General features: G+C 65.4%; 14 protein-coding genes, 2 tRNA genes and 1 pseudogene. 9 read left to right on the forward strand and 8 right to left on the reverse strand.

Features of this window, described 5'->3' with window-relative positions; genetic code table 11:
- Window positions 1-34 precede the first annotated feature (34 nt).
- The gene (gene secA / locus ACQ5J0_RS12445; RefSeq protein WP_462567823.1) at window positions 35-2,794 is read left to right on the forward strand and encodes a preprotein translocase subunit SecA; all 2,760 of its coding nucleotides are present in this window, start codon (window positions 35-37) and stop codon (window positions 2,792-2,794) included.
- A 31-nt stretch (window positions 2,795-2,825) separates the two neighbouring features.
- A complete protein-coding gene (locus ACQ5J0_RS12450; protein ID WP_462567825.1) occupies window positions 2,826-3,566 on the forward strand; it encodes a sulfite exporter TauE/SafE family protein in 741 nt (246 codons plus the stop codon).
- A gap of 71 nt (window positions 3,567-3,637) precedes the next feature.
- On the opposite strand, the gene ACQ5J0_RS12455 is transcribed toward ACQ5J0_RS12450, so the two are convergent.
- Window positions 3,638-3,712 (reverse strand) — tRNA-Asn (locus tag ACQ5J0_RS12455).
- Between the two features lie 85 nt (window positions 3,713-3,797).
- The gene (locus tag ACQ5J0_RS12460; RefSeq protein WP_462567826.1) at window positions 3,798-4,577 is read right to left on the reverse strand and encodes an NAD kinase; all 780 of its coding nucleotides are present in this window, start codon (window positions 4,575-4,577) and stop codon (window positions 3,798-3,800) included.
- Window positions 4,578-4,740: 163 nt separating this feature from the next.
- Between ACQ5J0_RS12460 and ACQ5J0_RS12465 the strand changes: the two genes are divergently transcribed.
- Complete coding sequence (locus tag ACQ5J0_RS12465) at window positions 4,741-6,060, forward strand: EAL domain-containing protein (protein WP_462567827.1); 1,320 nt, start codon at window positions 4,741-4,743, stop codon at window positions 6,058-6,060.
- Here the strand turns inward: ACQ5J0_RS12465 and mfd are convergent.
- The gene (gene mfd, locus ACQ5J0_RS12470; RefSeq protein ID WP_462570114.1) at window positions 6,057-9,545 is read right to left on the reverse strand and encodes a transcription-repair coupling factor; all 3,489 of its coding nucleotides are present in this window, start codon (window positions 9,543-9,545) and stop codon (window positions 6,057-6,059) included. The two genes, ACQ5J0_RS12465 and mfd, sit on opposite strands and share 4 nt — an antisense overlap.
- 37 nt (window positions 9,546-9,582) lie before the next feature.
- A complete protein-coding gene (locus ACQ5J0_RS12475) occupies window positions 9,583-9,861 on the reverse strand; it encodes an FAD assembly factor SdhE (protein WP_462567828.1) in 279 nt (92 codons plus the stop codon).
- A gap of 119 nt (window positions 9,862-9,980) precedes the next feature.
- Here ACQ5J0_RS12475 and recG point away from each other — a divergent pair, with 119 nt between their 5' ends.
- Window positions 9,981-12,041 carry an ATP-dependent DNA helicase RecG gene (gene recG / locus ACQ5J0_RS12480; protein WP_462567829.1) on the forward strand — a complete coding sequence of 687 codons (2,061 nt, stop codon included), beginning with the start codon at window positions 9,981-9,983 and terminating at the stop codon, window positions 12,039-12,041.
- Between the two features lie 129 nt (window positions 12,042-12,170).
- Here the strand turns inward: recG and ACQ5J0_RS12485 are convergent, their stop codons facing one another.
- A complete protein-coding gene (locus ACQ5J0_RS12485; protein WP_462567830.1) occupies window positions 12,171-12,662 on the reverse strand; it encodes a low molecular weight protein-tyrosine-phosphatase in 492 nt (163 codons plus the stop codon).
- Between the two features lie 66 nt (window positions 12,663-12,728).
- Here ACQ5J0_RS12485 and ACQ5J0_RS12490 point away from each other — a divergent pair, with 66 nt between their 5' ends.
- Both ACQ5J0_RS12490 and ACQ5J0_RS12495 read left to right on the forward strand, forming a co-directional pair.
- On the forward strand, window positions 12,729-14,486 hold the full coding sequence (locus ACQ5J0_RS12490; RefSeq protein WP_462567831.1) for a DUF885 domain-containing protein: 1,758 nt from the start codon (window positions 12,729-12,731) through the stop codon (window positions 14,484-14,486).
- A gap of 268 nt (window positions 14,487-14,754) precedes the next feature.
- Window positions 14,755-15,270 carry a c-type cytochrome gene (locus tag ACQ5J0_RS12495; protein ID WP_462567832.1) on the forward strand — a complete coding sequence of 172 codons (516 nt, stop codon included), beginning with the start codon at window positions 14,755-14,757 and terminating at the stop codon, window positions 15,268-15,270.
- Between the two features lie 92 nt (window positions 15,271-15,362).
- Here ACQ5J0_RS12495 and ACQ5J0_RS12500 read toward each other — a convergent pair.
- A pseudogene (locus tag ACQ5J0_RS12500) lies at window positions 15,363-15,980 on the reverse strand (aminotransferase class I/II-fold pyridoxal phosphate-dependent enzyme); the annotation flags it as partial.
- Between the two features lie 106 nt (window positions 15,981-16,086).
- On the opposite strand from ACQ5J0_RS12500, the gene ACQ5J0_RS12505 reads away from it, so the two are divergent.
- Window positions 16,087-16,764 (forward strand): recombinase family protein, encoded by a 678-nt coding sequence (locus tag ACQ5J0_RS12505; protein ID WP_462567833.1) that lies wholly within the window; start codon window positions 16,087-16,089, stop codon window positions 16,762-16,764.
- 43 nt (window positions 16,765-16,807) lie between these two features.
- On the opposite strand, the gene ACQ5J0_RS12510 is transcribed toward ACQ5J0_RS12505, so the two are convergent.
- Both ACQ5J0_RS12510 and ACQ5J0_RS12515 read right to left on the reverse strand, forming a co-directional pair.
- Entirely contained in the window at window positions 16,808-17,629 is an 822-nt protein-coding gene (locus ACQ5J0_RS12510) for a lysozyme inhibitor LprI family protein (protein ID WP_462567834.1), read from the reverse strand.
- A gap of 225 nt (window positions 17,630-17,854) precedes the next feature.
- Window positions 17,855-17,931, reverse strand: a tRNA-Pro gene (locus ACQ5J0_RS12515).
- A gap of 288 nt (window positions 17,932-18,219) precedes the next feature.
- On the opposite strand from ACQ5J0_RS12515, the gene thyA reads away from it, so the two are divergent.
- The gene (gene thyA / locus ACQ5J0_RS12520) at window positions 18,220-19,125 is read left to right on the forward strand and encodes a thymidylate synthase (protein ID WP_462567835.1); all 906 of its coding nucleotides are present in this window, start codon (window positions 18,220-18,222) and stop codon (window positions 19,123-19,125) included.
- A gap of 95 nt (window positions 19,126-19,220) precedes the next feature.
- Window positions 19,221-20,522 carry a thiamine pyrophosphate-dependent enzyme gene (locus ACQ5J0_RS12525; protein ID WP_462567837.1) on the forward strand — a complete coding sequence of 434 codons (1,302 nt, stop codon included), beginning with the start codon at window positions 19,221-19,223 and terminating at the stop codon, window positions 20,520-20,522.
- Window positions 20,523-20,570 lie beyond the last annotated feature (48 nt).

The following is a 20,570-nucleotide window of genomic DNA, read 5'->3' on the forward strand; positions in this document are numbered from 1 at the left end:
GCATCTTTTCAAATTTCATCGCGAGATCGCGCCCATGCTCAAATCCCTTACCAAAGCCGTCTTCGGTTCGTCCAACGAACGCTACGTGCGCTCGATGCGCAAGACGGTCGACCAGATCAACGCGCTCGAGGAACAGATCCAGGCGCTCTCCGACGAGGAACTGACCGCTCAGACCGAGAAGTTCCGCGAACAGCTCGCCTCGGGCAAGACGCTCGACCAAATCCTCCCCGAGGCCTTCGCCACGGTGCGCGAGGCTTCGATCCGCGTGCTGGGCATGCGCCATTTCGACGTCCAGATGATCGGCGGCATCGTGCTGCATCGCGGCGAGATCTCCGAGATGCGCACCGGCGAGGGCAAGACGCTGGTCGCCACGCTGGCGACCTATCTCAACGCGATCGAGGGCAAGGGCGTTCACGTCATCACGGTCAACGACTATCTGGCCCGCCGCGATGCCGAATGGATGGGGCAGCTCTATCGCTTCCTCGGGCTGACGGTCGGGGTGATCGTCCCCAATATCGACGAATTCCAGCGCCGCGACGCCTACAATGCCGACATCACCTACGGCACCAACAACGAGTTCGGCTTCGACTATCTGCGCGACAACATGAAGCACGAGCGCGGCCAGATGGTCCAGCGCCCCTTCAACTACGCCATCCTCGACGAGGTCGATTCGATCCTGGTCGACGAGGCCCGGACTCCGCTGATCATCTCCGGCCCGACCGAGGACAAGTCCGACCTCTACGTCTCGATCGACGCGATCGTGAAGGATCTCGATCCCGAATGGTACGAGGCGGACGAGAAGTCCAAGAACATCACCTGGACCGAGGACGGCACCGACGCGATCGAGGCCAAGCTCTCCGAGGCCGGCCTGCTCGAGACCGAGAACCTCTACGACGTCGAGAACACGCTGGTGATCCACCATCTCGACCAGGCGCTGCGCGCCAACATCATGTTCAAGCGCGACACCGATTACATCGTCAAGGACGACAAGATCGTCATCATCGACGAGTTCACCGGGCGGATGATGGAGGGCCGCCGCTGGTCCAACGGTTTGCATCAGGCGGTCGAAGCCAAGGAAGGCGTCAAGATCGAGCCCGAGAACCAGACGCTCGCCTCGATCACCTTCCAGAACTATTTCCGCATGTATCCCAAGCTTTCGGGCATGACTGGCACCGCCGCCACCGAGGCGGCCGAATTCTGGGACATCTACAAGCTCAACGTCGCCGAGATCCCGACCCACAAGCCGGTCCAGCGGATCGACGAGGACGACCAGTTCTACAAGAACACGATGGACAAGTTCCAGGCCATCGCCAAGGCGATCCGCGAGAAGCACGAGATCGGTCAGCCGGTGCTGGTGGGCACGGTCTCGATCGAGAAGTCGGAACTGCTCAGCCAGTTCCTGGAGAAGGAGGGCGTCGAGCACGCCATCCTCAACGCCCGGATGCATGAAAAGGAAGCGCGCATCGTCGCGCAGGCCGGTCGCATCGGCTCGGTGACCATCGCCACCAACATGGCCGGCCGGGGCACCGATATCCAGCTGGGCGGCAATCTCGAATTCCGCGTCGAGGACGAGCTTGGCGAGATGCCCGAGGGCCCCGAGCGCGACGAAGCGGTGGCGCGGATCAAGCAGGAGATCGAGGACGAGAAGAACCGCGTGATCGAGGCGGGCGGGCTGTTCGTGCTCGGCACCGAGCGCCACGAAAGCCGCCGGATCGACAACCAGCTGCGCGGCCGCTCGGGCCGTCAGGGCGATCCCGGCCTGTCGCGCTTCTACCTTTGCCTCGAGGACGATCTGCTGCGCATCTTCGGCCCCGACACGCTGTTCTCCAAGATGATGAATTCCAATCTCGAGGACGGCGAGGCGATCGGCTCCAAATGGCTCTCCAAGGCCATCGAGACCGCGCAGAAGAAGGTCGAGGGGCGCAATTACGAGGTCCGCAAGAACGTCGTCCAATACGACGACGTCATGAACGACCAGCGCAAGGTCATCTACGAGCAGCGCGCCGAGATCATGGATAGCGAGACGGTGGACGAGGTCGTCCTCGACATGCGCTACGACACGATCAATTCGCTGGTCGAGGAAGCCTGCCCGCCGGGCTCCTATCCCGAGCAGTGGAAGATCGACGATCTCAAGACGCGGCTCGACGAGGTGCTCGGCCTCAACCTCCCGCTCGATGCCTGGCTCGAGGAAGACACGGTCGAACCCGAGATCATCGAGGAGCGGATCCGCGCCGAGGTCGACGGGCAGATGGATGCGAAGATGACCCGCGTCGACAAATCGATGTGGCGCAGCATCGAGAAGAGTGTGCTGCTCCAGACGCTCGATCACCACTGGAAGGAACACCTCGCCACGCTCGACGCGCTGCGCCAGGTCGTGGGCCTGCGCGCGCATGCCCAGAAGCAGCCGATCAACGAGTACAAGCAGGAAGCCTTCGGCCTGTTCGAGCGGTTGCTCGAGACGCTGCGCGAGGACGTCACCACCAAGCTCATGAAGCTCGACGTCCGCGAGCCGCAGCCGATGCCGCAGGGCAGCCTGCCAGACCTGCCCGATTTCCTCACCGGGCATATCGACCCGCTCACCGGGCTCGACGATTCGAACGATGGCGACGGCTCGAGCCGGCAGGCGGGTCTGTTCGGTTCGCTCGCGGGCAGCTCGCGTGCGGCGGTCGGTACCGGCGGTTCCGATACCTCCAACCCCTATGCCGGTATGGAAGTCAGCCGCAATGCGCCGTGCCCCTGCGGTTCGGGCAACAAATACAAGCATTGCCACGGGGCGATGGCCGCGCGGGCCTGAAGCTCGGCGGCGAGGGCGATAGGGCGGCGACATGCTCTGGCTGGCCGCCGCCTTCCTAGCGACCGCTGTGCTCTATGCCTCGGTGGGGTTCGGCGGCGGGTCCACCTACAATGCGCTGCTGGCGCTGGCGGGGACCGACTACCGCATCCTTCCGCTGATCGCGCTGTCGTGCAATGTGGTGGTCGTTGCGGGAAGCAGCATCCGCTATGCGCACGCCGGGACCACGCCATGGCGCGGCGCACTGTTGCTCACGGCGCTCGCGGCCCCCGCTGCGCTGCTGGGCGGGCTCACGCCGATCGGCGAGCGCGGCTTCCTGCTGCTGCTGGGCGCGAGCCTGGTGCTGACCAGCCTGACCCTGCTGGTCCCGGTCACGGCCACGCGGGCGGGCGAGCCCGCCGCGCTGGCTCGCTTCATCCCCTTTGCGGCGGTGCCGCTGGGGTATCTGGCCGGGCTGGTCGGTATCGGCGGCGGCATCTTCCTGGCGCCGCTGCTCCACCTCGTCCGCTGGCGCGACGCGCGCGCCATCGCCGCCACGGCGAGCCTGTTCATCCTGATAAACTCGCTGTTCGGGCTCGCCGGACAATTGCTCAAGGGCGGTGCCGGGAGGTTCGAAGCCGCCATCGCCTTCGGCCTCCCGCTGCTGCTGGCGGTGGCGATCGGTGGACAGATCGGCAGTCTGCTGGCGGTCCGCCTGTTGCCCAGGGACTGGATCCGCTGGTTGACCGCCGCGCTAACCTTCTGGGTGGGTCTGCGCTTACTTCTCGGCGTCTGATGGAGCGCTGCCATCGCTAGCGACCGGCGCCGCATCGAAATGCGGCGCTGTCGATCTGGCTGTGCGGAAAATGGCTCCCCGAGTTGGATTCGAACCAACGACCAAGTGATTAACAGTCACCTACTCTACCGCTGAGCTATCGGGGAGCAGCCAGGTCGGCAGGGGCGCGCTATATGGGGGCTCGGGGGGTTTGGCAAGCGGGCGCGGCGCGATTTTTCGCAGGCGGTCCGATCACACCAGAAACTGCTCCGCGACAATGCGTTCGTCGAGCGCATGGCCGGGATCGAACAGCAGTTGCAGTTCCTGCTCGCGGGCGATGTGGAGCGAGACCTCGGCGATGTCGCGCACCTCCTTCTGGTCCGCGACGACCGAGACCGGGCGCTTGTCGGATTCGAGCACGCGGAAACGGATCGTGCTGCGATCGGGAAGCAGCGCCCCGCGCCAGCGGCGAGGGCGGAAGGGGCTGATCGGGGTGAGCGCCAGCAAGTTGGAATCGAGCGGCAGGATCGGTCCATTGGCCGACAAATTGTAGGCGGTCGAGCCGGCGGGGGTGGCCACCAGCACACCGTCGCAGACCAGTTCCTTGATCCGCACCTTGTCGTCGACCGACACCTCGATCTTGGCGGTCTGGCGCGTTTCGCGCAGCAGCGAGACCTCGTTGATGGCGCAGAATTGCTGTGTGCTGCCATCCTGCCGGATCGCATCCATGCACAGCGGAGCCACCGCGACGCTGCGCGCGCGCTCGATCCGGCGCAGGAGCTTTTCGGGCGAGCGGTTGTGGTTCATGAGAAAGCCGACGGTGCCCAGGTTTACCCCGTAGACCGGCTTGATGATGCCGCAATCGAGCATCGCGTGGAGCGTCTGCAGCATGGCGCCGTCGCCGCCGATGACGACGGCCGCCTCGGCTTCCTCGAGCGGGACCCAGTCGACCAGGCCGCGGTACATCGGTGCGACCTCGTGGGCACGGTCGGTGTCCGAGACGATCAGGGCCAGCTTTTCGAAATTCGGCATCGCGCTTTCCCGTGGTGATCGCTTGGGGTGAACGTCTTTGGTCGCATCGCGCTGCCGTGTTGCGGAAGCTTGGAATCGCGGGAGTGTGTATGGACGGCCGTGCCATTTGGCAACGCGGGGAAATCTCTGGCCTATTTACGCAATCCGACTGATATGGGGGTTCATGGCCAGCCTTGCCTCAGCGACAGACGACGATACGCGCGACCGGCTGACGGGCCTCGCGACGCTGGCGCATGCTCGCAACGTTCTCGATCGCTGGCGGCGTGAATGGCCCTCGGGGGGGATCGAATGCCCGATCCATGCCATGCTGATTTCGGTCGGCCGGATCGACCGCGTGAACGTCGCTTTCGGCGAGACCGCCGGCGATGGCGCGCTGATCGAGATCGCCCAGCGGATCCGCCATTTCGCCGCCGACGAGCTCGAAAGCGGGGTGTGGATCGCCGCGCGCAGTTCGGGCGATACATTCCTCCTGGCGCTGCGCGAGGAATGCAACCGGGAACGCTGGCAGTGGCTCGCCGAGGCTCTGGCCGACGCAATCGCCATGCCAATCAGCGATCCGGACACAGCGCACAGCCTGCGGCTGTGGCCGCGGGTTGCGCTGATCCGCGCGACCGAGGGCGACACCTCCGCATCGCTGCTCGACACGCTGTCCGAGGCATCCGCCCGGATCCGCTCGCTTCAGGGACACCGGGTGGTTTGGACCAGCGGCGAACTCTCCAAGGACGGCCGCTCGAGCCAGCAGCTTGAAGCCGATCTGCTCGCGGCGATCGATCACGACGAAATCGCAATCCGTTTCCAGCCGCAATACGCACTCGAAACCGACCGGCTAATCGGAGCCGAGGCGCTCGCACGCTGGGACCATCCGGTGCTCGGACGGGTCGGGGCGGCAACGCTGTTCACCATCGCCGAACGCGCTGACCACACCGCGCAGCTGTCGCGCCATATTGCCAGCAAGGCCCTGGAAGCCGCGCGGGCCTGGCCCAAGGATTTGCGGCTGTCGATCAACGTCACTCCCGCCGATCTCGCGGCGGGAAGCTTCGCGCGCGAATTTCTCGCGCTGGTGAAGGTCAACGGGATCGATCCGCAGATGCTGACGCTCGAGATCACCGAGCAGGTCCTGCTCGCCAATCTGGAACAGGTGAGCGAGGTTCTGGCCGAACTCAAATCGAGCGGGATCAGCCTTTCGCTCGATGATTTCGGCGCAGGTTTCTGCAATTTCAGATATTTGAAAGTGCTTCCGATAGATCATCTCAAGCTCGATCGCTCTATGATCGACGGTGTGCTCGACGATCAGCGCGACCTGGCGGTGTTCCGCGCCATCGTGGCCATGGCCAAGGCGCTCGATCTCAAGGTAGTCGTCGAAGGGGTCGAGACCGAAGCCCAGCGCGCCCTCATCGCGCGAGAAGGGTGCGAGGTCTATCAGGGTTTCCTGCGCGCCGAACCGATGCTTGCGGAAGATTTCCTGGCGCTGGCTTCGCGCTAGGCGGGCTTTTTCGCCTTCCGCGCCTTGCGCGCGACCCCGCCCAGCCCCTTGGTCAGTTGATAGAGACCGTTCAGGCGGTTCTCGGGCGAATTCCAGGCGCGGCTGATCACCAGCTTCATGTCGGGGCGCAGCTTGGCTGTCCCCTTGAGCCGGTCGACATAGGCGAGCAGCCCCATGGGATCGGGGAAATCGTCATTGTGGAAGGTGACCAGCGTGCCGGCATTGCCGACGTCGATCTTCGCGATATTCGCCTCGATCGCCTGATGCTTGATCTCGATCAGCCGGACGAGGTTGGCGGTCGCCGCTGGCAGATCGCCGAAGCGGTCGATCATCTCGGCCGCCAGCGCCTCGATCTCGCCCTTGTCGCGCGCATCGTTGAGACGGCGATAGAGCGCCATCCGCACCGCCAGATCGGGGACGTAATCCTCGGGGATCATGATCGGCGCATCGACGGTGATCTGCGGGCTGACGCTGTCGGGCTTGGCATCGAGCCCGGCCTCGCCCGCCTTGGCCGCCAGGATCGCATCCTCGAGCATCGACTGGTAGAGCTCGAACCCGACCTCGCGGATATGCCCCGACTGTTCGTCGCCGAGCAGATTGCCCGCCCCGCGGATATCGAGATCGTGGCTGGCGAGCTGGAACCCGGCGCCCAGACTGTCGAGATCGCCGAGCACCTTCAAGCGCTTCTCGCCGACTTCGGAGAGCTGCGTGTCCTTGGCATAGGTCAGATAGGCATAGGCGCGCAGCTTCGCGCGGCCGACGCGGCCGCGTAGCTGGTAGAGCTGGGCGAGACCGAAGATGTCCGCGCGGTGGATGATGATCGTGTTGGCGCTGGGGATATCGAGCCCGCTCTCGACGATGGTGGTCGCCAGCAGCACGTCGTATTGCCGGTCGTAGAAGGCGCTCATCCGCTCTTCGACCTCGTTGGGCGCCATCTGGCCGTGCGCGGTGACGGTCTTGACCTCGGGCACCGCCTCGCGCAGCCATTTCTCGATCTCGGGCATGTCGGCGATGCGCGGGACGATGATGAAGCTCTGCCCGCCGCGATGGTGTTCGCGCAGCAGCGCCTCGCGCATCACGATCTCGTCCCATTCCATCACATAGGTCCGCACCGCGAGGCGATCGACCGGCGGGGTCTGGATGGTCGAGAGTTCGCGCAATCCCGTCATCGCCATCTGCAGCGTGCGCGGGATCGGGGTCGCGGTGAGCGTGAGCATGTGCACGTCGGCGCGCAGCTGCTTGAGCTTTTCCTTGTGCGTCACCCCGAAGCGCTGCTCCTCGTCGACGATCACGAGACCGAGATCCTTGAACGCGGTGCTCTTGGAGAGGATCGCATGGGTGCCGACAACGATATCGAGCGCGCCGCTTGCGAGCCGTTCGCGGGTTTCCTTCATCTCCTTGGCCGGGACCAGCCGGCTGAGCCGTCCGACCTCCACCGGGAAGCCGGCGAAGCGCTCGGAGAAGCCCTGGTAGTGCTGGCGCGCGAGCAGCGTAGTCGGGGCGATGACCGCCACCTGCTGCCCGTTCATCGCCGCGACGAAGGCGGCGCGCAGCGCGACCTCGGTCTTGCCGAAGCCGACATCGCCGCAGACCAGCCGGTCCATCGGGTGGCCGCTTTCCAGGTCGCTCAGCACATCCTCGATGGCGCGCTCCTGATCCTCGGTCTCTTCCCACGGGAAGCGGTCGAGGAACTGGTTGAAAGGCCCTGATTCGACTTCGAAAACCGGTGCCTTGCGCAGCGCGCGCGCGGCGGCGGTGCGGAGCAATTCGTGCGCGATCTCGCGGATCCGCTCCTTGAGCTGCGAACGGCGCTTCTGCCACGCCTCGCCGCCGAGCCGGTCGAGCATGACCGCCTCTTCGGACGAGCCGTAGCGGCTGAGCACGTCGATGTTCTCGACCGGGATGAACAGTTTGTCGCCGCCGCGGTAGGCCAGCATCACGCAGTCGTGCTTGCTCTTGCCGACCGCGATGGCTTCCAGCCCGAGATATTTGCCGATGCCGTGCTCGGTGTGGACCACCAGATCGCCGACCGAGAGCGCCTGCAGTTCGGCGAGGAAGGCATCCGAGCTCTTGCGCTTCTTGCGCCGCCGGACCAGCCGGTCGCCGAGGATATCCTGCTCGGTGAGGACCTCGAGCTCGTTATTGGCGAAGCTGGTGTCGAGCGGGACGATCATCGCCGCGGGCACGCCCTTGGCCGACAGGCCGAGCGCCTCCTGCCAGCTGTCCGCCAGCTGGATCGCGATCCCGGCCTCCTGGAGGATCGAGACCATCCGTGCGCGGCTGCCCTTGGAATAGGTCGCCAGCAGCGGCCTGCGCCCGGCCTTGCCGACCGCTTTCAGATGGTCGGCGAGCAGCGGATAGACGTTCTCGCCGCGCGCGCGGTCGGGCCCGAAATCGCGGCCCGAGCGGAAGCCGAAGTCGATGACCTTCTTGCTCTCGGGCTCGTCGAAACCGGTGCTGCGGTGGACCGGGTGGGCATCGAGCGCGCGGGTCAGCTCGTCCTTGTCGAGATAGAGCGAGGCGGGTTCGACCGGGCGGTAGCTGCCCCTGGCCTGCCCCGTGGCCTGGCTGCGCGCGGCGTAGTAGTCGGCGATATCGCCCAGGCGCTCCTCGGCGGCGTTCATCGCCGCGCCGTCGATCACCACGATGTCGCGGTCGTCGAGATGGTCGAACAGCGTCGCCATCCGCTCCTCGAACAGCGGCAGCCAGTGCTCCATGCCCGCCAGCCGCCGCCCCTCGCTGACCGCCTCGTAGAGCGGGTCCTGCGTCGCATCGGCGCCGAACAATTCGCGGTAGCGCCCACGGAAGCGCTTGATGCTGGCCTCGTCGAGCAGCGCCTCGCTGGCGGGGAGGAGCAGATGCGACTCGATCCGCGCGGTGGTCATCTGCGTGTTGGGATCGAACAGCCGCAGGCTTTCCAGCTCGTCGCCGAAGAAATCGAGCCGCAGGCCCTCGTCGAGCCCCGAGGGGAAGACATCGACGATCGAACCGCGGATCGCGTATTCGCCCTTGTCCGCCACCGTGTCGGTGCGGCTGTAGCCCTGGCGCTGGAGCAGCCGCGCGAGGCTGTCGCGGCCGATCTCGCTCCCAATCGCGAATTCGCGCACGCCCTCGCGGATGCGGAGCGGGGTGAGCACGCGCTGGAGCACGGCGTTGATCGTGGTGACCAGCAATTGCGCGCCCGATTTGCCGGTCTGCAACCGGTGGAGCGCGGCGAGCCGCTTGGCGCTGACCGTCAGCGCGGGGCTGGAGCGGTCGTAGGGCAGCGCGTCCCAGGCGGGGAACTCGATCACCTCGAGCTCGGGGGCGAAATAATGCGCCGCGTCGCTGACCGCGCGCATCGCGGTGTCGTCGGGGGCGATGAACACCGCGCGGCCTGCGCCGGCGCGTGCCAGATCGGCCATCACCAGCGGCTGGCTGCCGCGCGCGACCTGCGCCAGCGTCAGCGGCGTCGTGGCGGAGAGAATGCGGGAAAGATCGGGCATGGTGCTGGTCAGCGCGGGATGGTCGCCGGCGTTCCCGTCAGCGGGGAATATCGACATAGTCGAGCAGCATCATGCGCTCGATCATTGCGCCCTGGAAGCGCGGCGGGACCGGCTGGGTTCGCAGCGCCCAGGCCATCACGTCGACATCGTCCTCCTCGAGCAGCGCCTCGAACCAGGCCAGTTCCTCGCCCTTCCATTCGCCGTGATAGCGGTCGAAAAACCCGCCGAACATGTAATCCGCCTCGCGCGTGCCGCGGTGCCAGGCGCGGAAACGGGCGCGCTGGATGCGGCCTTCGAAGGTAAGGGCTTCTGGCATGGCGCGCGCCTATCCTGCGCGCCCTGCCAGCGCAAGCGGGGATCGCTGTCCACAGGCGGGGCGGACCCGCGCGTGATCGCGGCTTTCGCTGCCCCTGCCACTGCGGCTAGACGGTGGCGATGCGCCCCGATGCCCTCAATCCGCTGTTCGCCGAGACCGAGACGCTCGACGGGGTCGGGCCCAAGCTCAAGAAGCCGCTCGACCGGCTCGGGCTGACGCGGGTGCGCGACCTCGTCTATCACTTCCCCGAACGCTTCGTGACCCGCCGCGCGGTCGGGACGATCGACGAGGCGGGCGAGGGCGAGCAGATCGTCGTCAAGCTGCTGGTGATCGAGCACCGCGGCGGCCGCAATCCGCGCGCGCCCTACCGCGTGCTTGCGCAGGACAGCGTGGGCAATGTGCTGTCGCTGACCTATTTCGGCCGCGCGTCCTACACCGCGAAGAAGCAGCTCCCCGTGGGCGAGAACCGCTGGGTGGCGGGCAAGCTCGAGCGCTATGGTGACATGATGCAGATTGTCCATCCCGACCATGTGCTCGAGGAAGGCGGCGACACGCTGCAGCGGCTGTGCGAGCCGGTCTATCGCCTCGCCGAAGGGCTGACCCAGCCGAAGGTGGCCGGGCTGGTCGAGCAGGCCTTGGCGCGCACCCCTGAGCTGCCCGAATGGTGCGAGACCGGCCAGGTCGAGCGCGAGGGCTGGCCCGCCTGGCGCGAGGCGCTGCGGCGGGCGCATGGCGGCGAGGATGCCGCGGCGCGCGACCGGCTCGCCTATGACGAGCTGCTCGCCAATGCGCTCGCGCTGATGCTGGTCCGCGCGGACAACCGCCAGCGCAAGGGCCAGCCGCTCAGGGGCGACGGGTCCTTGCGCGACCGGCTCGCGCTGCCGTTCCCGCTGACTGGCGCGCAGACCCGCTCGATCGCCGAGATCGAGGGCGACCTGGTGCAGGACACCCCGATGCTGCGGCTGCTCCAGGGCGATGTCGGCGCGGGCAAGACGGTGGTCGCGCTGGCCGGAATGCTGATCGCAGTCGAGGCGGGGGCGCAGGCGGCGCTGCTGGCGCCGACCGAGATCCTCGCGCGCCAGCATTACGAGAGCCTGCGCCGGCTCGCCGAGCCCACCGGCGCGCGGGTTGCGCTGCTGACCGGGCGCGACAAGGGCAGGGCGCGCGAATCCACGCTGATGGGGCTGCTCGATGGCAGCATCGATATCGTCATCGGCACCCATGCGATCTTCCAGGACAAGGTCGGTTATCGCAACCTAGCCATGGTGGTGATCGACGAACAGCACCGCTTCGGGGTCGGCCAGCGGCTGATGCTGGCGAGCAAGGGGCGCACCGCGCCGCATGTCCTCGCGATGACCGCCACCCCGATCCCGCGCACGCTGACGCTGGCGCAATATGGCGAGCTCGATGTCAGCAAGCTCGACGAATTGCCACCCGGGCGGCAGGCGATCGAGACCCGCGTGGTCTCCTTGTCGCGGCTCGACGAGGTCGCCGCCGGGGTCGAGCGGCACCTCACCAGCGGACAGCAGGCCTATTGGGTCTGCCCGATGGTGCGCGAAAACGAGAACGACGACACCGCCGCGGCGGAAGCGCGCTACGCTTCGCTCAAGGAGCGCTTCGGGGATGATGTGGTGCTGGTCCACGGTCAGCTCGCGCCCGACATGAAAGACGCGGCGATGGAATGCTTCGCGCGCGGAGAGGCCAAGCTGCTGGTCGCGACCACCGTGATCGAAGTCGGGGTCGATGTCCCCAACGCGACGCTGATGGTGATCGAACAGGCCGAGCGCTTCGGGCTGGCGCAGCTCCACCAGCTGCGCGGACGGGTCGGGCGCGGGAGCGAGAAATCGACCTGCCTGCTGCTGCGCGGCGACCAATTGTCGGAAACCGCGCGCGACCGGCTGGCGCTGATGCGCGAGACGCAGGACGGGTTCCGGCTGGCCGAAGAGGATCTGCGGCTGCGCGGCGGGGGCGAATTGCTGGGGACGCGCCAGTCGGGCGACACCGCATTCCAGATCGCCGATCTCGATCAGATCACCCGGCTGCTCCCCGTCGCACACGACGATGCGCGGCTGCTGATGGAGCGCGACGGCGGGCTCGAAGGCAAGCGCGGCGCGGCGGCGCGGGTGCTGCTCTATCTGTTCGAACGCGACTTCGGGGTGAAGACGCTGCGGGGCGGCTGAGTATGATGACCGACCTCGCTCCTCCCCCTTGAGGGGGAGGTTGGGTGGGGGTGCTCGGCGCTCGTGGCTACGCGCGCCGTACCCCCACCCCCGACCCCTCCCCATGGGGAGGGGAGAAGAGGTGCCGCCTTATCCCTTCGCGCTCTGGTCGCGCTGTTCCGAGATCAGCACGGCGATCAGCGCTTCGGCGGCGGCATCGACTTCTTTCCAGGTGCCGGCGAAATCGGCTTCGCTGCCATGATAGGGATCGGCGACCGACCGGCCGGTGGTGCCGGGAACCACATCGAGCAGCAGCGCGATCGTCGCTTTGGAATCCGCCGGTGCCATGGCGCGGACATCCGCCAGATTGTCATCGTCCATCACCAGGATATGGTCGAACCGGGCGAAATCCTCGCGCGCCAGTTGGCGTCCGCGGTAGCTGCCGATGTCGATCCCCTGACGCTTCGCCTCGGCGATGGCGCGCGGGTCGGGAGCGCGCCCGACATGGTAATCCGCGGTGCCGACGCTGTCGATTTCGATATCGAGATCGGCTTCAGCCGCACGGCGCCGCAGCGCCGCCTCGGCCAGGGGGGAGCGGCAGATATTGCCGAGGCAGACGAACAGGATCGATGGTTTGGTCATTCCCGGACCCTACTGGACCCGGGCGGCGCCTCGCAATAGGAAGCTCCCCAACAGGGAGATACATTCATGAAATACCTCGCCGCCGCCTTCGCCTTTGCCAGCGTCGCCCTCGCTCCGATGGCGCATGCCGCCCCCGCCGACGATTACCGCGAATTGCGCGACGAGGTCTGGGAATGGACGCTCGACAATTCGCCGATGACCGCGACCCAGATCGGCGACCGCCGCGGCGACGGCAAGCTGGGCGACATGTCGCTGGCGCGCTACGAGGCCTCGATCGCGGAAACCCGCGCCTTTCTCGCCCGGCTCGAGGCGATCGACAAGGCGGCGCTGCCCGAGGAACTACGGATCGATCATGCGATCCTTAAGCGCAGCTTCGAAGACGAGATCGCCGGCGCCGAATTCGATCACGACCGGTTCGTCGTCTTCACCAATCGCGGTGGCTGGTTCGCCTATTTCGGCTCGCTGCCCTATGGCTCGCCGCTGTTCACGCTGGCGGACTACCAGAGCTATGTCGGCCGGCTTGAGAGCTTCGCCGCAGTCAACCAGCAAGGCATCGCCCGCAGCCGCGAAGCGGTCGCGCGCGGTCTGACGCAGGCCTGCGAACCCATGCAGGGGCTCGAAGACCGGATCGCGAGCATGATCGTCGAGGACCCGGCCGAATCGCCGCTGTGGCTGCCGTTCAAGGAGCGTCCCTCGACCATTTCCGAAGCGCAATGGACGCAATTGCCGGCCCGCGCACGCACCGCGCTCGAAACCGGGGTAATGCCCGCCTATCGCGATTTCCGTGACTTCTATGTCGAGGAATATGCCCCCGAATGCCGCACCGGGATGCCCGGCGTGCTCGCAACGCCGCGGGGCGAGGAGTATTACGCCCATCGGGTCAAGAGCTTCACCACCACCAACATGACCCCGGACCAGATCCACCAGCTCGGACTGTCCGAAGTGGCACGGATCCGGGCCGAGATGGAAACGGTAGCCGAGGAGGCGGGCTTCGAAAGCCGCGAGGCATTCATCGAGCATCTGCGCACCGATCCGCAATATTATCCCGAGACCCCCGGAGAACTGCTCGAGGCGGCCGGGGCGCTGGCCAAGCAGATCGACGGCTGGATGCCCAAGCTGTTTGGCACGCTGCCGCGCCAGCCCTACACGGTGCTCCCGATCCCCGCCGCGCAGGCTCCGGGCAACACCACCGCCTATTACGAAAGCGGCAGCCTCGCGACCGGGCAGCCGGGCATCTACCGCGTCAACACCACCGAACTCGATCAGCGTCCGCTGTGGGAACTGCCCGCGCTGGGCGTGCATGAAGCGGTGCCGGGGCATCACCACCAGATCGCGCTGCAGCAGGAGCTCGACATCCACCCGCTGCGCCAGCACGGCACCTTCTTCACCGCCTTCGTCGAGGGCTGGGGACTCTATTCGGAGCGGCTCGGGATCGAGATGGGTCTCTACGACACCCCGGCCAAGGAAATGGGCCGACTGAGCTATGAGATGTGGCGCGCCAGCCGGCTGGTGGTCGACACAGGCATCCATTCCAAGGGCTGGAGCAAGCAGCAAGCGGTGGATTTCATGCTCGACAACACCGCGCTGAGTGCGGGCAATATCGACGCCGAGGTCAATCGCTACATCACCTGGCCCGGCCAGGCGCTGGCCTATAAGATCGGCGAGCTCAAGATCCGCGAGCTTCGCACCCGCGCCGAGACGGCGCTGGGGAGCAGTTTCAGCCTGCGCGATTTCCACGACGCGGTGCTGGAGAACGGCGCGGTGCCGCTCGACGTGCTCGAGGCGCACATCGACCGCTGGATCGCCGCGCAGCAGGCCGGCTAGGCGCTGGCTCCCGGGGGACCGGCACCTAGGTGCCGGTCCCCGCGGCGGCGCAAGCATTGACGCCTACACTCCGGCTGCTTTTTCGCTTTGGCATTGCGAACAAATAGGTTCTATACCTGGAGCCGAATAGCGCTCGACCCGGTGCCATCTGTAACGACGCGCCGGTGGCCCTAATCCGCCAGCCGGGCGTTGTTTGGAAACTGAGGGGGCCCATAGCTGCGACTGGTGCGGCGGGAGGGTTGCCCGAGTTGGGAAAGGGTGATCTATGATGAGGACTGCCACACATTTCGGCAAATATCTTGGAATGGCTGCGTCGATCGCACTGCTGAGTGCCTGCGGCGGCACCGACGAACCGGCGGAAGCCGATACCCCAGCGACCGATCCGGCCGCCGCGGTTGTTGCGCCCGAACCCGCTGCGGAAGCTCCGGCGCCCGACAATGTCGAAACTGTCGACGGGACCACGCTGGCGTCCTTCACACCCGATGTCGCACATGGCGAAGAAGTCTTCATCAAGTGCAGTTCGTGCCACGTTCTTGAGGAAGGCGTTAACCGCATCGGCCCCTCGCTCGCCGGGATCGTGGGTCGGCCGGCGGGAACCGTCGAAGGCTACAACTACAGCGAAGCCAACGCCAACAGCGGGATCACCTGGACACCGGAGAAACTGTTCCAATATCTCGAGAATCCGCAGCGGGTCGTCCCCGGCACGAAGATGGCCTTCGCCGGCCTGCCCGACGGTCAGGATCGCGCGGACATCATCGCCTATCTGGAAACCGGCGGGCAATAGGCCTAAACTTTATTAAACTTAAGGGCGCGGACCGATCTGGTCCGCGCCCTTTTTCGTCCGCAGGTTCGGCGTTGAAAGTCGCGATCACGCAATCACGCGGCCATCGCGCCGCGCGCCAGTTCGCACTGCGACCAGATGTCGCTCAGCGCTTCGATCAGCCGGTCGATATCGCCATCCGAATGAACCGGCGAGGGGGTCAGCCGGAGCCGCTCGGTGCCCCGGGGCACGGTGGGATAGTTGATCGGCTGCACATAGATGCCGTGATTGTCCATCAGCCAGTCGCTGATCATTTTGCACTTGTGCGCATCGCCGACCATCACGGGGATAATGTGGCTGGGGTTGGGCAGGTGGGGGATGCCCAGCATGTCGAGCTTGCGCCGCACCGTCGCCACCCGGTTCTGCTGCAACTCCCGCTCGGCGGAACTGGCTTTGAGATGCCGGATGCTGGCGCAGGCGCCGGCCGCGACCGCAGGCGGCAGCGCGGTGCTGAAGATGAAGCCGCTGGCGAAGCTGCGTACGAAATCGACCATATCGGCCGAACCGGCGATATAGCCGCCCATTACCCCGAAGGCCTTGCCCAGTGTGCCCTCGATCACGCTGATCCGGTCCATCAGCCCTTCGCGTTCGGCAACCCCGCCGCCTCGCGGCCCGTAGAGCCCGACCGCGTGGACCTCGTCGATATAGCTCATCGCGCCGTGTCGCTCGCACACGAATCTTTTCTGCGACGAATGGAAACCACGGCCAATCGACAGGCGCAAATAAGTCTCGTACAAAACCGCCTAACGAGCGTTTCAAGGATTTGTATAGGAGCAGTTTATGTGCAGGGTTGTCTCGTACTATCGTGTTTCGACCGAGGGTCAGGGCCGCTCGGGCCTAGGGCTTGAAGCCCAGCAGCAGGCCGTCAGCGATCTATGCCAGCAACGCGGCTGGGATATCATTGCCGAGTTCACCGAGGTGGAGAGTGGGAAGCGGGACAACCGGCCCCAGCTCCTCGCCGCTATGAAGCGGGCTAAGGTGACCGGCGCGCGTCTCGTGATTGCCAAGCTCGACCGCCTGTCTCGCAACGTGGCGTTCCTTGCCGCCCTGCAGGACAGCGGGGCCAAGTTCACCGCAGCCGATATGCCGGAGGCGGACGAGTTCACGATTCACATTCTGGCTGCCGTGGCTCAGCGCGAGCGCAAGCTAACCTCCGACCGCACCAAGGCTGCCTTAGCTGCCGCCAAGGCGCGCGGGGTGAAGCTGGGTAACCCGAACGGAGCTGCAGCGATCCGCAGGGCAGGGAAGGGTACCGCAGCGGCCCTAGAGGCTGTCCGCGCGAACGCTACCGAGCGAGCAACGGACTACGCGGAGACGATTGCAGACGTTCGCGCCTCTGGCGCAGGCTCGCTGGCTGCGATTGCCAAGGAGCTGAACGCTAGGGGTATCGTTACGCCCCGTGGGGGACAGTGGCACCCCTCGTCAGTGCGGAACTTGCTACAGCGGCTTGCCGCGTAGGTTATGCGCGTGTCCCTAATGCCCTGCTTTTTTCAAAGGCACGTCATTCCCTGTCTATTTCCGCCCTTGCCAGCCGAAGTTCCGCCAGCCGTTTTTCTGTCAGTTCGACTTTGCGGGCACCTCCGAGAAGCGGTGCGCCGGTACCCCCTTCCCACTGCATGGCCGTAAACTCAGCTTCACGGTCTCGGTAGGATTCCCAAGCGCCTTGCGCCTCCCGAAGTGCCCTTCCACGACCCTCGGAGCATTGATGGCTGAGGTCAGCGAGGACGTATTCCATCTGTCCTTCAAGATCCCCTAGTTCCGCACTGATTTTGACCCCCATGCCAACTGTGGTTTCCTCGAATGGTACTGGATCCACAGGCCGGGTAGCGGCGTCGTCCATTGGAACCTCGTCTCTCTCCCGCGCAAGCACATCCCGCGCTTGAGCTTGCATTGCAGCCCCTACGTTCCCCCGCAGCCGGTCCCGCAAACTTACAGCGTCTTCGAGGGTCATCCCTTCGGCATCCAATAGCCGTTTGAGCTGGATTGCTTTTTCGAGGCTGGCTACGCGCGCGTCCGTCACGCTGAAGTAGCGGAAGAGCTGGGATGCATTGTTGAGGCTGAGTTCCGTGTTGCAGGGCTTGCACTCCATAAGCATGGAGATTTTGCCGCCCTCGCAGATGGCGTAGTCGACCTTCTCACCCTTCTTTGTCCCGACGTCGCAGGTGAACTCCGGTATCACCTCGGAGGGATTGAAGACGTTATACCCGAGGGCCTGCAGGAACGGCATGACGAGGGCATTCTTCGCGGCCTCTTCCGTGGCCAGCACCTCGCGGTGATCGCGGACGGTCTTCGCAAGCTCTGCTAATTTTGTTTCGAGTTCCAACGCCCTGCCCCCTAAGATTCAAAGAGGCGCAACCTACCGCGCCCCGGCAGCCGCGCAAGGGGGCACGAGGGTCGTCTCGGTAACGGAGGCAAGCAGCCCCAGAATATTGGGTTTTTACGTACACTAGGTCAGCGCGTTTTGCCCACCAGACCTGCCCCACAAACCTGCCCCACACCGAAGCAGCTTGAGCTGCTAAGGTGTTAAAAACAAACGATTAATGGTAGTTGGTCGGGGAGAGAGGATTCGAACCTCCGGCCCCTGCCTCCCGAAGACAGTGCTCTACCAGGCTGAGCTACTCCCCGACCGGATCGGCCCCGCGAAAAACTGTCCCGCGGGTCGAGGCAAGGCGCGCCCTATAGGTGTGGACGGTTAGCGGCGCAAGCGGGCAGTTGGGGACAAGAAGTTTTACCTGCGTTTCCACAGGCTATCCCTGATTGTAAACAACCCTCCTTGGGAGTTGTAAACAGCCTTATCCAACTGAAATTAAATGATTTTTAGTCGCACATATAGGCTTGGCCTGCTATGCAACTTCGATGGCAACACAGCTCGCCCTTGATTTATATGTCCTTTCTGATCCGACTCATCCGGAGATGCAATATCTCGACCTGATGCGACGCATCTGGACGCGCGGATCGGAACGCATCGACCGCACGGGGATCGGCACTCGGTCCATTTTCGGGACGAGACTTCGCTTCGATCTGGCACAAGATTTCATGCCGCTGGTCACCACCAAGCGCGTTTACTGGAAGACCGCGACGCGCGAATTGCTGTGGTTCCTGACCGGCGAGACCAATATCCGCCCGCTGGTGCTTCAGGGGGTCAAGATCTGGAACGACTGGCCGCATGCGCGCTATGTGAAGGAAAGCGGCGAGGAGATCGCGCTCGACGATTTCGTCGCGCGGATCGCCGAGGACGAGACCTTTGCCGCGCGCTGGGGCGATCTGGGGCCGGTTTACGGCAAGCAATGGGTCGACTGGCCGACCTATCGCTACCGCCCCGACGGGCTTTACGAGAAAGGGCCGGGGATCAACCAGGTCGCGTTGCTGGTCGAATCGCTGCGCGACAATCCGGGCAGCCGGCGGCATATCCTCGAGGGCTGGAACGTCGCCGAGCTGGAGCTTATGGCGCTGCCGCCCTGCCACAAGACCTATCAGTATCACGTCGCCGACGGGCGCCTGAACAGCGTACTCTACCAGCGCAGCTGCGACGTCGCTCTGGGGCTGCCGTTCAACCTGTGGTCGGCGGCGCTGCTCCAGCGCATGCTCGCGCAGCAATGCGGGCTCGAGCCGGGCGAACTGGTGTGGATGGGCGGGGACACGCATCTCTATCTCAACCACGCGGAACTGATCGCCGAGCAACTCGGCCGGGAACCGCAGGGGCGCCCGCGGCTTGAAATGCTGCGGCAGCCGCCGACCATCTTCGATTATCGCATTGAGGATTTCGCGGTTCACAACTACACGCCGCACGGGCCGCTCAAGGCGCCCGTAGCGGTGTGAACCGGTCAACTTGACCCGGCCGCATTGCTGAAATATTATAACGCATTCACGCAAGATTGCTTGCAACCGCGTTCGTCGCAAAGGGAGAGCGCCACATGGCCGACAGGCCCGACAGCGCAGCCGGCCAGGGTTCGAACAAGCCCTCGCTGTCGCTGCATGTCCCCGAACCACACTACCGTCCCGGCGATGCCGTGGACTTCAGCCATGTCGATTCCGGCGAGGCGGGCCGCGAACCGCGCCCCGACGAGGCCTGCGACCCGGCCGATATGCGCGATCTGGCCTATGGGCTGATCCGCGTGCTGGGCGACGACGATCGCGCGCACGGGGCCTGGGATCCCAAGCTCGACCCCGATACACTGCGCACCATGCTGAAGAACATGGCGGTGACCCGCGCGTTCGACGAGCGGATGTTCCGCGGTCAGCGGCAGGGCAAGACCAGCTTCTACATGAAGTGCACCGGCGAGGAGGCGACGAGCATCTCCGCCTCGATGGCGCTGGCGAGCGACGACATGGTCTTCCCCAGCTACCGCCAGCAGGGCATCCTGCTCGCGCGCGGCTATCCGATGATCGAGATGATCAACCAGATCTATTCGAATCGCGGCGACAAGCTCAAGGGCCGCCAGCTGCCGATCATGTATTCGAGCCGCGAGCACAGCTTCTTCACCATCAGCGGCAATCTCGCCACCCAGACCCCGCAGGCGGTCGGCTGGGCGATGGCGAGTGCGATCAAGAACGATTCGCGGATCGCCGCGACCTGGGTCGGCGAGGGCAGCACCGCCGAGGGCGATTTCCACGCAGCCTGCACCTTTGCCGCGGTCTACAACGCGCCGGTGATCCTCAACGTCGTCAACAATCAGTGGGCGATTTCGAGCTTCTCGGGCTTCGCCGGGGGCGAGCGGACAACCTTCGCCGCGCGCGGGCTGGGGCACGGCATCGCGGCGCTGCGGGTCGACGGCAATGACGCGCTGGCTTGCTACGCCGCCGAGCGCTGGGCCGCCAACCGCGCGCGCGCCAACGCCGGGCCGACGCTGATCGAGTTCTTCACCTACCGCGCCGAAGGCCATTCGACCTCGGACGACCCTTCGGGCTATCGCAGCGCGCAGGAGCGCGAGGAATGGCCGCTGGGCGATCCCGTGATGCGGCTCAAGCGCCATCTCATCGCGCTGGGCGAATGGGACGAGGAGCGCCAGGAGGCGATGGACCGCGAAGCCGCCGAAATGGTCCGAGCCACCACCAAGGAGGCGGAGGCCAACGGCATTCTCGGCCACGGCCTGCACCATCCCTTCCGCACCATGTTCGAGGACGTGTTCGAGGAGCTGCCTTGGCATCTCAGGGAACAGGCCGAACAGGCGGTCAAGGAACGCGAAATCAAGTTTCCGGAAGGGGTGCCCAAATGAGCGCGCCAGAAGCTCAAGCCGACACCCAGACCGCTCCCGAGAGCGAAG

This window comes from Qipengyuania sp. SM2512 (assembly GCF_054954005.1).

Excerpts from the sequence above, each read along its gene's own strand:
- thyA (WP_462567835.1), top strand. The coding sequence starts at position 18,220 with ATGCAATATCTCGACCTGATGCGACGCATCTGGACGCGCGGATCGGAA.
- ACQ5J0_RS12475 (WP_462567828.1), bottom strand. The coding sequence starts at position 9,861 with ATGCCAGAAGCCCTTACCTTCGAAGGCCGCATCCAGCGCGCCCGTTTC.
- ACQ5J0_RS12465 (WP_462567827.1), top strand. The coding sequence starts at position 4,741 with ATGGCCAGCCTTGCCTCAGCGACAGACGACGATACGCGCGACCGGCTG.
- ACQ5J0_RS12490 (WP_462567831.1), top strand. The coding sequence starts at position 12,729 with ATGAAATACCTCGCCGCCGCCTTCGCCTTTGCCAGCGTCGCCCTCGCT.
- ACQ5J0_RS12505 (WP_462567833.1), top strand. The coding sequence starts at position 16,087 with ATGTGCAGGGTTGTCTCGTACTATCGTGTTTCGACCGAGGGTCAGGGC.
- ACQ5J0_RS12460 (WP_462567826.1), bottom strand. The coding sequence starts at position 4,577 with ATGCCGAATTTCGAAAAGCTGGCCCTGATCGTCTCGGACACCGACCGT.
- mfd (WP_462570114.1), bottom strand. The coding sequence starts at position 9,545 with ATGCCCGATCTTTCCCGCATTCTCTCCGCCACGACGCCGCTGACGCTG.
- secA (WP_462567823.1), top strand. The coding sequence starts at position 35 with ATGCTCAAATCCCTTACCAAAGCCGTCTTCGGTTCGTCCAACGAACGC.
- ACQ5J0_RS12495 (WP_462567832.1), top strand. The coding sequence starts at position 14,755 with ATGAGGACTGCCACACATTTCGGCAAATATCTTGGAATGGCTGCGTCG.
- ACQ5J0_RS12525 (WP_462567837.1), top strand. The coding sequence starts at position 19,221 with ATGGCCGACAGGCCCGACAGCGCAGCCGGCCAGGGTTCGAACAAGCCC.
- ACQ5J0_RS12485 (WP_462567830.1), bottom strand. The coding sequence starts at position 12,662 with ATGACCAAACCATCGATCCTGTTCGTCTGCCTCGGCAATATCTGCCGC.
- recG (WP_462567829.1), top strand. The coding sequence starts at position 9,981 with ATGCGCCCCGATGCCCTCAATCCGCTGTTCGCCGAGACCGAGACGCTC.
- ACQ5J0_RS12450 (WP_462567825.1), top strand. The coding sequence starts at position 2,826 with ATGCTCTGGCTGGCCGCCGCCTTCCTAGCGACCGCTGTGCTCTATGCC.